The organism is Microcoleus sp. (assembly GCF_041354475.1).
Lineage (GTDB): Bacteria > Cyanobacteriota > Cyanobacteriia > Cyanobacteriales > Microcoleaceae > Microcoleus.
Genome location: NZ_JBGJZU010000122.1, coordinates 1 through 11250, shown reverse-complemented (window position 1 = coordinate 11250; position 11250 = coordinate 1). Strand labels below are relative to the sequence as shown.

Annotated in this window: 11 protein-coding genes and 2 pseudogenes; 7 read left to right on the top strand and 6 right to left on the bottom strand. The window is 46.4% G+C overall.

The window, feature by feature from the left end; all coding sequences use genetic code 11:
• From ACBR23_RS27445 to ACBR23_RS27435, 3 genes and pseudogenes are all read left to right on the top strand, one after another.
• Positions 1-656, top strand: a pseudogene (locus tag ACBR23_RS27445) (hypothetical protein); the annotation flags it as partial.
• A gap of 41 nt (positions 657-697) precedes the next feature.
• Entirely contained in the window at positions 698-2311 is a 1614-nt protein-coding gene (locus ACBR23_RS27440) for a serine hydrolase (RefSeq protein ID WP_371120808.1), read from the top strand.
• A 97-nt stretch (positions 2312-2408) separates the two neighbouring features.
• The gene (locus ACBR23_RS27435) at positions 2409-2810 is read left to right on the top strand and encodes a hypothetical protein (RefSeq protein ID WP_371120807.1); all 402 of its coding nucleotides are present in this window, start codon (positions 2409-2411) and stop codon (positions 2808-2810) included.
• Positions 2811-2924: 114 nt separating this feature from the next.
• Here ACBR23_RS27435 and obgE read toward each other — a convergent pair whose 3' ends face one another.
• The 4 genes from obgE to ACBR23_RS27415 form a co-directional block, all read right to left on the bottom strand.
• Positions 2925-3965, bottom strand: a complete 1041-nt coding sequence (gene obgE, locus ACBR23_RS27430) for a GTPase ObgE (RefSeq protein WP_371120806.1) — start codon at positions 3963-3965, stop codon at positions 2925-2927.
• Positions 3966-4215: 250 nt separating this feature from the next.
• Positions 4216-5097 carry a Mo-dependent nitrogenase C-terminal domain-containing protein gene (locus ACBR23_RS27425; RefSeq protein WP_371120994.1) on the bottom strand — a complete coding sequence of 294 codons (882 nt, stop codon included), beginning with the start codon at positions 5095-5097 and terminating at the stop codon, positions 4216-4218.
• Between the two features lie 252 nt (positions 5098-5349).
• A complete protein-coding gene (locus ACBR23_RS27420; protein WP_371116106.1) occupies positions 5350-6423 on the bottom strand; it encodes a class I SAM-dependent methyltransferase in 1074 nt (357 codons plus the stop codon).
• An 84-nt stretch (positions 6424-6507) separates the two neighbouring features.
• Positions 6508-6828 carry a 30S ribosomal protein PSRP-3 gene (locus tag ACBR23_RS27415; protein ID WP_340523226.1) on the bottom strand — a complete coding sequence of 107 codons (321 nt, stop codon included), beginning with the start codon at positions 6826-6828 and terminating at the stop codon, positions 6508-6510.
• Positions 6829-6944: 116 nt separating this feature from the next.
• Here ACBR23_RS27415 and ACBR23_RS27410 point away from each other — a divergent pair, with 116 nt between their 5' ends.
• Positions 6945-7754 (top strand): TIGR01548 family HAD-type hydrolase, encoded by an 810-nt coding sequence (locus ACBR23_RS27410; RefSeq protein WP_371116105.1) that lies wholly within the window; start codon positions 6945-6947, stop codon positions 7752-7754.
• A gap of 106 nt (positions 7755-7860) precedes the next feature.
• Here ACBR23_RS27410 and ACBR23_RS27405 read toward each other — a convergent pair whose 3' ends face one another.
• The gene (locus ACBR23_RS27405) at positions 7861-8679 is read right to left on the bottom strand and encodes a tetratricopeptide repeat protein (RefSeq protein WP_371120805.1); all 819 of its coding nucleotides are present in this window, start codon (positions 8677-8679) and stop codon (positions 7861-7863) included.
• A gap of 74 nt (positions 8680-8753) precedes the next feature.
• On the opposite strand from ACBR23_RS27405, the gene ACBR23_RS27400 reads away from it, so the two are divergent.
• From ACBR23_RS27400 to ACBR23_RS27390, 3 genes are all read left to right on the top strand, one after another.
• On the top strand, positions 8754-9500 hold the full coding sequence (locus ACBR23_RS27400) for a cobalt-precorrin-6A reductase (protein WP_371116104.1): 747 nt from the start codon (positions 8754-8756) through the stop codon (positions 9498-9500).
• Positions 9501-9526: 26 nt separating this feature from the next.
• A complete protein-coding gene (locus tag ACBR23_RS27395) occupies positions 9527-10186 on the top strand; it encodes a hypothetical protein (RefSeq protein WP_371116103.1) in 660 nt (219 codons plus the stop codon).
• Between the two features lie 254 nt (positions 10187-10440).
• Positions 10441-10998 (top strand): Uma2 family endonuclease, encoded by a 558-nt coding sequence (locus tag ACBR23_RS27390; protein ID WP_371120804.1) that lies wholly within the window; start codon positions 10441-10443, stop codon positions 10996-10998.
• Positions 10999-11025: 27 nt separating this feature from the next.
• On the opposite strand, the pseudogene ACBR23_RS27385 reads toward ACBR23_RS27390, so the two are convergent.
• A pseudogene (locus tag ACBR23_RS27385) lies at positions 11026-11250 on the bottom strand (RNA-guided endonuclease TnpB family protein); the annotation flags it as partial.

The window sequence follows — 11250 nt, the reverse complement described above, 5'->3', positions numbered from 1 at the left end:
ATGTCAACCCCCCCCTCGTACTCAACTCCCCCCTAGAAGTCAAAACCCCCCTCGAACTCAACTCCCCCCTCGAAGTCAACCCCCCCCTCGAAGTCAACCCCCTCCTCGAAGTCAACCCCCCCCTACCCCCCCCAAGGGGGGAAAATAAGGAACCCCCCCCAAGGGGGGAAAATAAGGAACCCCCCCCAAGGGGGGAAAATAAGGAACCCCCCCCAAGGGAGGAAAATAAGGAAACTCCACCCCCCCCTTGGGAGGAAAATAAGGAAACTCCCCCCTACTTCCCCCAAGGGGGGAATGAAGAAGAACCCCCCCCTACCCCCCCCAAGGGGGGAATGAAGAAGAACCTCCCCCAAGCGGTGAAGGAAGAAGATGCTTCTGCTACCTTTGAAAATTTAGAAGGATACTACCAGCAACTAGAAACTTTGTTGTTAAAAGTGGGATACTTGCATCCCCACACAGCAGCCAGCCGGATGGCAAAATTTCGCCATTTATATAATCGCGCCTATCCTTCCGTTGGGGAAGTCGCCATGTTGCGGGGCATCCTGCGGCAAGTAGAATGGGCGATCGGAAAAACTCACCCGATCGGTCCTGTTTCTGATACTCTGGATCAGGCGTTGCCCGATTATCCAGCTCAAAAGGCGAGCGAGCCCGATTAAAAATCAGCAATTTGAAGTGTACATTGGTGAAGGAGTAAGACGTGGCAGAGCGGTTTCCCAAGCGATCGATATTCTCAGAGATCTCCTCAATATCATCTCAGCAGTCGAGCAAAACAAATCAGTCTAGCAAATCAGGCCGCCGCGGTTCCACCCAATCGCAGAAACCAAAACCGCCAGCTTCCAGTCAAGCAAAAGAACCTTCGACTCTACCATTGGAACCACCAAGTGGCAGCAGAATTAGGGCAAATTCCCCTGCTAATCCCCCCGCAGAATTAAACACACCAGACTTTTTATCGAATCCCCAATCTCCAATTACGGGTAAAAAACCCCGAACCACCAAAACTCCCCAGTCGAAGAGCCGTCAATCTCCCAAAAAAGGCCTCGCTGCTGTAGATTTGTTCAATCCAGGGCCAACACCAGAAAATCTTAGTCCGGCCAGCAATCCCAACAGCCAGCTCAGACCGCCAACCACCCCTGCATCCCGTCCCGGAAGTCGCTCCCAGTCCCATCTAGGTCGCATTGCAGACACTGAAACGCCTCCCAAGGTCAAAAAACGCCCCGACCCCAAACAGCGCCCCCAAGCCAGCGATAAACCCCGCAAACGACCCACACCTAGCACGACACCACCGCTGGTGTACGCTACTCGTTTGTTGATTTTGGGAGTTGGGATGGCGGTGATTTGCGGGACAATGTTGTCAGTGGTGAATGCTGTGAGTCGATCGGGTTCCACAGCACAAGAACAGAACGCTCCAGGAGCTAATGGGCAAAAAACTCCCCCAGAAAGTGATAGCGCCGCAGCTACAACCCTAGCCCCCCCTGCACTGCAACTGAATCAAGAATTAGCCACCCTCAAAACGCAAGTTCAGGTTTTGACCACGGAAAACCCTAGCTTGACTGCGGGAGTATTCTTAGTCGATTTAGATAGTGGAAGCTACCTAAATGTTAACGGCGACACTACTTTTGCTTCAGCTAGTACGATTAAAGTGCCGATTTTAGTAGCTTTTTTCCAAGCTGTAGATGAGGGAAAAGTGCGACTAGATCAGATGTTGACCCTACGCGCCGAAGACATTGTGGGCGGTTCGGGAGAGATGCAAGACCAACCTCCGGGTACGAAGTATTCGGCTTTGGAAGTTGCCAAAAAAATGATTGTTGTCAGTGACAATACGGCGACAAATATGATGATTGAGTTGTTGGGAGGTGCAGAAGTTTTGAATCAGAAATTTGCAACCTGGGGTTTGAGGGCGACGGTTATTCGCAGTAAATTGCCGGATTTAGAGGGAACTAATACTACGAGTCCCAAGGATTTGATTAATATTATTGCCCAGATCGATCGGGGTAATTTGGTGTCAGTGAAATCGCGCGATCGCATTTTTCAAATCATGAGGCAAACTAAAAATGATAGTTTGCTACCCAAAGGTTTGGGGGATGAGGCAATTATTGCTCATAAAACGGGAAATATTAACACTTTGCTAGCCGATGCAGGGATGGTAGATTTGCCAAACGGCAAGCGTTATTTAGTGGCGGTAATGGTGAAACATTCCCCGGAAACAGAGAAGCCTGCTCAAAGTTTGATTCGCGATATTTCTCGGATGAGTTATCAGTATTTGAATGATGGAGAATCCACGGTTGATGCCAAAGTAAAACTTAAAAATTAAAACAGAAGGCAGAAGCCGCTTTAAAAAATTTTTTTGTTGTTACCGGATTTTTGGTTTAACTGCTGTATATCTGACAAACTATAAATCACTTTGCCCTATGAAACCAAACATCAGGCTTCCTTATCTGGTAGCATTATCAATTATGGCTGTTGGAGTCTGTCCCTCAGCGAGTAATGCCAATCCTTCTCCTCAAGGTGAATTCGACGAAATCACAGTTGTTTCCAATAATATCGAACTGAATCGGGCGAAAAACCTAGCTCGTCAAGCAGCAGAAGTCGCCAACGGTGGCTTGGGAGAATATCGAGCCGAACCTTCTATGCACGGTGTTTCTTCGGAAGCGCCGTTTGTAGACAATGGCGATGGTACTTGGACATTTTCTTTTAAAGGAAGCAGACCTGGTTCTTCTGTCTATAGGATAGAAAGCGTTGTTACTGTTTCTCGAAATGGACAGGTCAGAATTGATTACAACGGGCTGATTCGTAACTCCAACCAAATTTGATCGGCAATTTACCCACGGGTGAGGAGAAACCAGCTTGTTCGCTTGAGTCGAAATAGCAGTCGCCAAGGCGTTTTGGCGGTTGCTATATTTCTGGAAAAGCAGAACCCGTTTCGGCTAGGAAACTGCAACTGCTAAAAGTTCCGCTGCTTCTTTTTCATTCAATTCGTCAAGTTTCTGCCAAACCTGCTGCATCAACTCATCCAATCCCACTCGACTGACAGCGGAAATAGACAAAATTGGGGAGCCACTGACTTCTTGAAGTCTAGAAATCAAATTATCCATTTCTGCGCTTTCTAGATCGATCGCATCTACCTTATTAAAAGCCAAAATCTGCGGTCTATTTGCCAAACCTCGCCCGTAAGCTTTCAATTCTTCCCGAATTGTAATGTAATTCGCGATCGGGTCTTCATCGGTAACATCGATCAAATGCAGCAGTAACCGAGTTCGTTCAATGTGCCGCAAAAACTCATAACCCAGACCGGCACCTTCGTGAGCCCCTTCAATCAATCCTGGAATATCTGCAAAAACCGTACCGTCTCCCGTCGGTTTTCTGACTACGCCTAAATTCGGGACTAAAGTTGTAAACGGATAATCTGCTATCTTAGGACGAGCGGCGGATAAAGCAGAAATCAGGGTAGATTTGCCGGCATTTGGTAAACCAATAATTCCCACTTCAGCTAATAGCTTCAATTCCAGCCGCAGAAACTTGTGTTCTCCTTCTCCACCGGGCATGGCATAATCTGGAGCGCGGTTAGAATTGGTGAGAAAACATTTATTTCCCAAACCGCCTTTGCCGCCTTTGGCAACGCAAAAAGTCTGTCCGGGGGTTACTAAATCTGCTAAAATTGCCTGAGTTTCCGCGTCGTAAACTACAGTACCGCAGGGAACTTCAATTGTGCGATCGTCCCCACCAGCCCCGGTCATATTTTTCGGTGCACCGCGCTTCCCATCCTCAGCTTTAAAGATGCGGTTGTACTGAAAATCTAGCAGGGTTTGCAGACTTTCTACCGCCACCATAAATACTGAACCGCCCCGCCCGCCGGTGCCCCCGCTTGGCCCGCCCGCTGGTACATACTTTTCTCTGCGAAAAGCAACCATACCGTCGCCGCCTTTGCCGGCTGCGACTTGAATATCTGCTCGATCGATAAATTGCATAATTTAATTAGTAATTGGTTATTGGTTATTGGTTATTGGTTATTGGTTATTGGTTATTCCCCATGAACCATTGCCTATTCCCCATCAACCATTCCCGACTCAGTGGTCATTAGTAAGTAGCGGTTAATTATACCATTTGTGAGCATAATTCGCCTGTTTTGCAATATTAAGACCGCACAGTCTTCCTATTCCACGACTATGGGAGATTGGGTAGTTTCAACGCTACTAACTAATGAGTCCTGGCTGATGACTAACAATAGGACGAGATATCTTCCTTGCAATCATCGGCTAAATAGCACAGAGCTCGGAAGCGCATCCCCACCAACTGTTCGTAAAGCGGATTAATCTGGCACATCGCCGGAATGTGTACGATTTTGCGGCCAAATAACACAATATCTCGCTCAAACGGACACTGGGGCGGAATCATTTTGCAGACAAAGTGTGCCACCTTGGGGTCGTGAATTTCCCAGCCGTCGAGCCAGTCTTTGACTGGTTGTAGGACATCTTTGTGGGGTGGTTGCAGCGGTTTTGCACTGAGGGGTGTTGCCACATTCCACTCCACAGTGGCTGCTGAGCTTGCGGGTTTTTCTAGGGGGTATTCGGTTCCTTCCATGGTGTGTCGGAGAGCTTCTATCACTTTCACATTTTGACCTAATGCTGTACAAAATTTCTCTAGCAATTCATCTTCGCAAAGGGAATAAGTACCGTCTGCTAAAGCTACCATGACTGCGGTTCTCAAGAAATTTTCACCGTTGGCGGTACTTTTCCCTAACACACCAGCTAGTTCTTCTGGGGTAATTGGTTCAAAATCTGTCTCCAAAGATACTAAATTTAATTCATCGTGAGTTAGAGTCGCAATCAGTTGTTGCTCGTTTTCGTCAAAGTTGCCGTCAGCCCAAGCAATTGTCAGCAATCCGCGTAGCCATGCGGTAATCTCTTCGTTGGTACAGGCAGATTTCACGTTATTCATCAGTCTTTCCAATTCGATAGACCAGTCAATTTGTTGATTGGGAGTGGGATAAATATTCCCCCCAAAATTATTTTTACTACTTTTTTGTTCGATCGTTCTATTCGTTGAAGGTTTATCCCTGAAGATTGCTCGAAACGCTTGTAGTGGACGTGTTAAAAGCATATTTGTGTGTCAGGATTATCGCTGATCTAGCGAGAGAATTAATTAGCCGATGTTTTTCCCTCAGAATGTCATCTATCTTAAGGGATAAGTTTGTCCGATCTTAACTCTAGCTGCGCCAGTCTCGATCGAGCTTCACTCTTTGCATATTCTAGTACAATTTTTATTAATTTTTATGTACAAAAGCTACAAAACAAAAAATTAACCAAAACTTATGTTATTGGCTCGATCGCTATTCTTCGGTGTTTGCGCTTCTTAACTCCGGCGACACAAAATCCAGCGCAATTCCATCGGGGGGCGTCCATTGGCCATGGGAAAAACATCACGACCTGTGGCCCAACTGGCAAACCAGGGTGTCGGGGGCCAAGCTGCTTCCGGCAGATGGGTGCGTTCGTACTCAAATACCAATTCATTGGAGATGGGGGCTAGGGGCAAGCCTTCCATCGCCACAGTCAGTTCTTGGGGCGTAAATAAAGTAGACCAGGAAAGTTGGGCTACTTGTCGCACGAGGGGATCTGGTTGGTAGTCACCTACGGATAAAAATGTACTGAAGAGTAATAGACCTCCGGGACAGAGGGAATCGCACATTTTTGCTAGGAACAGCCGCACTTCGTCGCTGTCTCGAAAATGAGAGATGACTTCGGCGGCGACTGCAAGTTGGTAGCGAGCCGGTTTCATCCGCACTAAGGGGTCGAGTACATTGCCTAGTGTCACTGTGACTGGTAAGTTTTCGGCTGTCGCAGCAGTTTGTAACTGTTCTGCAAAAGCTGGGGTTAGTTCGATCGCATCGACAGCATAGCCCAATCTCGCCAAGGGCAAAGTGTTGCGGCCGGTACCAGCACCCACGTCCAAAATCCGCACGCGATCGGGACTTCCCAATTTAGCAACCGTTGTCATCAATTTGGCATCTGGATGGGAGCCGAATAGGGGAGCTTCCCTGGTATCTACCCAACTTTTATACTGTTCTCCTACTGTGGAGGTAGCCACGAGCACTTTGCAAGCTAAACCGGTTTGGGGAGGCTGAACTGACTCGTATTGAAGTATCAGCATCGAAGCAGTAGAAGACTGGTAGCCTTGTTCTAATTTGCTGGCTAACAGTTTGCTCAGTTCCTCTTTTCTGTCTGCTGGCAGAGGTCTGTCGAGAGTGCTGAATAGTTTTTCGATTGACTGGAGATAGTGGTTTAGCATCCCCGGTACACAGGGAAACACTATTTCTCCGCGAGCGGTAATTCGAGTATTAATTTTGTAGAGAATAGCTTGCTGGAGAATATCAGGATTTACTACCAGCGGTAGCTGCTCAGTTTGGTTGATTGTACTGTTGCCGCCCATAGATTCCGCTCAAGGAAAAAATAATTACATAGTTAACAGTTGACAGTTAACAGTTGACAGTTAACAGTTAACTGTTAACTGTGATTAGTTGCTGCCAGTAAAAGTCACGAGGGGGAATTTTGACTGAGCTTCATTCATTGGTCGCCGTCTGCCTTCCTCTTGCCAGTAGTTGATTACTTCTGTGGCTTGGTTGAGGACTTCGACGCGATCGTTGTCGGCAATCCAGTGTTTGGCTTCGAGTTCGTTTTTGAGATCTTCCCACGCATCCTTGCGGGGCCAGAAAAAGTAAGCTGTCAGCGGGCTAGTTCCTTTACCGACCACTTGGTCAACGGCGAGGGCAACATTCTCTTCTAGCCAGAGAACTTTTAAGATGAACTTGGACAAACAAACCTCCGGGGTTTCGATCGAACTTATTAAAAATTTCTACAATCGCTAAGCTTAGCATACTTTTGTCATTTTTACTTAAAATTCCGACATTGGCTCAGGTAAAATGCCAATAGTTAACTGCGGGTGGGGCACTGATGACAGCAGACAGAGCGATTGTAGTTTTTGATATTGATGGTGTGGTGCGGGATGTGTCTGGTTCTTACCGACGGGCGCTGGCGGATGCGGTGGAGCATTTCACGGGGGGTGCTTTTCGTCCCAATTCTATTGATATTGACTCTCTCAAGTCTGAGGGAGTGTGGAATAATGACTGGGAAGCTTCACAAGAGTTAGTTTACCGTTATTTTGAGGGAATGGGGCGATCGCGAACGGAAAGCGCGATCGACTATAACGAGTTAGTAGCATTTTTCCAAAGTCGCTATCGTGGCCCCGACGAGCAAAATTGGACTGGTTACATTGGCGACGAACCGCTGCTGCTAAGTCCGGCTTACCTGGAAAGTTTAACCACAGGTGGTATAGTTTGGGGCTTTTTTAGCGGGGCGATGCGGGATGAAGCTACCTATGTTTTGTCAGGGAAACTCGGCTTAAATTCCCCTGTATTAGTGGCGATGGAAGATGCACCGGGAAAACCCGATCCTACTGGACTATTTGCGACTATTGAAAAATTGGAAAACCTGAACGCTTTACCAGAAAGTTTGCCTGTGATTTATGCAGGGGATACTGTTGCAGATATTTACACTATTGTCAAAGCCAGTCAAGTACAACCGTCGCGAGTTTGGCTGGGAATTGGAATTTTGCCACCTCATGTTTTGGAGGATGCGGTGCGATGCCAAGCTTATACTGCGGCGCTACAAAATGCTGGTGCTGTCTCAGTATTGAGGAATGTTGAAGAGTTGACTCCGGCACTGGTTTGGGAATTGTTAAGGGTCATTGGAGATAGAGAATAGGGAATTGGGGATTGGGGATTGGGGATTGGGGATTGGGAATTGGGAATTGGTTACTCTAACGAACAAATAACCAATAACAAATAACCAATAACCAATAACTTTGGTATTATTTCAAGTTCAAGAATTTATCCAAAGCACTGACTGCAACTGGTGGCCAACGGCGGGTATTTTTAACCCAATCGAGGTCTTTGTAGCGGGAGTCGAGGCCGACGGCGGCAACCCAATTGCTCTCAGCTTCCCCACGCTGTCCCGCCTCCCACAGACAAGCGCTGAGGGCAGCTCTCATGTCGGCAAATTGGGGGTATCTGCGAACAATGTTTTTCATGTTGCGAATTGCTTCTTTGGTTTGTCCATTTTGATAAAGGGCGAGGGCGTGGTTGGCGCGAGCAAAGGCGTATTCAGGTGCTAGTTCAAAGGCTTTGTTGTAGTCGATAATTGCTTGTTTCCATTGACCTAAACCTGCTTCGGCGTTGCCTCGGTTGTTGTAGGCTGCTGGATCTTTTGGGTCTAATTCTAGTACATGATTGTAGTCGGCGATCGCTTCTTCCCACCGTCCTAAACCTTCTAAGGCTGTACCGCGGTTTAAGTACGGATCGGGAGCTTCGGGAACGAGTTCGATCGCTTTTTCGTAGTCGGCAATTGCTGCTTGTAGCTGGTTCTGACTTACTCTAGAATTACCACGGTTACTCCAAGCGGCTGCTTGATCGGGAAATTTGTCAATGATTTGAGTCCAAAAACTTTCAGCCAGGGGGAATTTGCCTTCGTTTGTCGCTTCAAAAGCTTTCTGAACGAGTTCTGCTAACTGCTGCTGGGGATCGGTAATATCTGTGGGTTGAACTTCTGCGGAGGCTGGCATTACATTTCCTACCCAAACTATCCCACTTACAACTAATACTGTCAAAAATGTCAAGAGCGATCGCATCATAGCTGTTGGTAGTTAAAACTTTACTTAACATATTATATTGTTAAGTCTTGACTAGATCGGGTAAGGGGAATTCTATGAAAAAACGCTTGCTAATTTTGGGAGGAACGGGGGATGCGACTGAACTGGCGGCGCGGGCTTCCCAAATCGCTAACTTGGAGGTGGTTTCTTCCCTAGCAGGACGCACTAAACAACCTTCCACCCCAACGGGTACGCTGCGAATTGGTGGGTTTGGGGGAGTAGGTGGACTGGGTGAGTATTTGACCGATCGCGCGATCGACTTGTTAATTGATGCGACTCATCCGTTTGCTGCTCAGATTTCGATGAATGCAGCCACCGCTGCTGCTGAATTTCAATTGCCACATTTGATGCTGGTGCGTCCTGCTTGGACTCCGGTGCAGGGCGATCGCTGGATTGAAGTCGAAAACCATGAACAGGCTGCCATGGCTTTATCTGAGCGATCGCAGCGCGTATTTCTCACTATTGGTAGACAGGAATTGACTGCTTTTTCTAGTCTGGATTCTATTTGGTTTTTAATTCGGGCGATCGAACCCCCAGCCCTAGGTATTTTATACCCTCAAAGCAAATTAATTTTAGCAAAGGGGCCTTTTTTCTTAGAAAATGAACGGGAATTGTTGCTCGAATATCAGATTGATACCATTGTCAGCAAAAACAGCGGTGGTGATGCGACTTATGCCAAAATTGTCGCGGCGCGGGAATTGGGAATTCCCGTGGTGATGGTGCAGAGGCCACCGATACCGGATGCGGAAGTCGTTACTGATGTCGAAGGGGCGATCGCTTGGCTGAAGAAACATTTAAATTAATTAAGTAGACTTTCTACTTCAAATAAATGAATAAAAAATATGTGATTCTTGCCTTAATTTCGGTGGTTTTAATTATAGGATTTAGCCTAATAAATTCTGTAACTTATGCTCGTAATTTAGGGGAGAAAAGTTTTGAATTTGCCTTAATTGGCGACTTGCCATACAGTGCAGAACAGGAAGCAAAATTTAGTAATTTGGTAGCAGACATCAATGGATCGCCAGCCGCTTTTGTTGTCCATGACGGCGACTTCAAAAACGGTTATACTGTCTGCGATGATGCAACTTTTGTCAGTGGGAAAGAATTATTTCAAAAATTTGATATTCCATTTATTCTGGTTTATGGCGACAACGAATGGACTGATTGTCACCGCTCAAATAATGGTAGTTACGATCCAGTAGAGAGACTAGCTAAACTGCGGGAAATTTTTACTCAAGGAAATCAAACTCAGGGAAAAAAGACTTTGACTCTGACTCGTCAAAGCGAGAATCCAAAGTTTACTAAATACCGTGAAAATATCCGTTGGAATTATCAGGAAATTATGTTTTGTGGGATTAATATTCCGGGAAGTAACAACAATTTTGGGCGCACTCCCGAAGGCGATCGAGAATATGCCGATCGCAATGCAGCTAACTTGGCTTGGATCGAAGAATCTTTTGCCCTAGCCTCCCGCAGCAAAAGACATTAAATAACAAGCATCCTGCCTGTTCCAAAGGAATTAGGAGAGATGTCTAATAATTGGTCACAGTGATAGGGAGCATCCCATTTTTGCAAATATATTCGTAGGGGTGAAGCATTCCGGCAGTAAGTCTATGCTTATAACTAATCAATTGTTTGCCGGAATGCTTCGCCTTTACAAAATTGGGATGCTCCCCAGTGATATCAGTTGAAAGATGCCGAGTGATGTTATACTCGAAATAGATAGCATTGCGGAACAGATTTATGAGCATCGCCACTGACCGCCTCACCCTTGAAGAATTTTTGAAACGGCCGGAAACCAAACCTGCTAGCGAATACATTGAGGGTGAAATTATCCAGAAACCGATGCCTAAAACAAAGCACAGCCGATTGCAATTAAGAACCTGCAACGCCATTAATCAGGTGACGGAAAATTCAAAGATCGCTTATGCTTTTCCAGAGTTGCGATGTACATTTGACGGTCGATCGATTGTTCCAGATATTGCGGTACTATTGTGGGAACAAATTCAATTTGATGAGAGTGGGGAACCCTTAGATGAAGTGCTAATTGCACCCTATTGGACTATCGAAATTCTCTCGCCACAACAAAGCTCAAATCGTATAACTAGAAAAATTATACACTGTCTCAAACATGGCTGTGAATTGGGGTTGTTAATCGATCCAGAAGATCGCTCGATTTTAGCGTTTTTACCAAACCAGGCACCGCAATTCTGCGAAGGAGGCGATCGCCTTCCCCTACCAGAAATAATTCCTCTGAATCTTACCGCCGAACAGGTGTTTGGGTGGTTGAAAATGAAGTGACATACTCCCACGTCAAGCCGAGTACAGCTATGACGTGGGCATCTTTGCAGCCCTACTAAGGGTATACAAAATTTCCTTCTGGTACGCTTCATCCATAGTTCCTACTACAGAAAGATTCCCACCACGGCGTTTTATACTGGGGAAAATGTCCAACCCCAGTCTCTTTAAATTAATCGCGGCATTAATATCGCGGTCAACCATCAGAGAGTTTTGCTCATCCCAATAATCTCGAATACTGCAATCGGTGAAAAT

What these genes read in the sequence shown, in the direction of transcription:
- ACBR23_RS27435 (WP_371120807.1), top strand. Translation starts at nt 2,409, where the DNA reads ATGAAACCAAACATCAGGCTTCCTTATCTGGTAGCATTATCAATTATG.
- obgE (WP_371120806.1), bottom strand. Translation starts at nt 3,965, where the DNA reads ATGCAATTTATCGATCGAGCAGATATTCAAGTCGCAGCCGGCAAAGGC.
- ACBR23_RS27425 (WP_371120994.1), bottom strand. Translation starts at nt 5,097, where the DNA reads ATGCTTTTAACACGTCCACTACAAGCGTTTCGAGCAATCTTCAGGGAT.
- ACBR23_RS27420 (WP_371116106.1), bottom strand. Translation starts at nt 6,423, where the DNA reads ATGGGCGGCAACAGTACAATCAACCAAACTGAGCAGCTACCGCTGGTA.
- ACBR23_RS27410 (WP_371116105.1), top strand. Translation starts at nt 6,945, where the DNA reads ATGACAGCAGACAGAGCGATTGTAGTTTTTGATATTGATGGTGTGGTG.
- ACBR23_RS27405 (WP_371120805.1), bottom strand. Translation starts at nt 8,679, where the DNA reads ATGATGCGATCGCTCTTGACATTTTTGACAGTATTAGTTGTAAGTGGG.
- ACBR23_RS27400 (WP_371116104.1), top strand. Translation starts at nt 8,754, where the DNA reads ATGAAAAAACGCTTGCTAATTTTGGGAGGAACGGGGGATGCGACTGAA.
- ACBR23_RS27395 (WP_371116103.1), top strand. Translation starts at nt 9,527, where the DNA reads ATGAATAAAAAATATGTGATTCTTGCCTTAATTTCGGTGGTTTTAATT.
- ACBR23_RS27390 (WP_371120804.1), top strand. Translation starts at nt 10,441, where the DNA reads ATGAGCATCGCCACTGACCGCCTCACCCTTGAAGAATTTTTGAAACGG.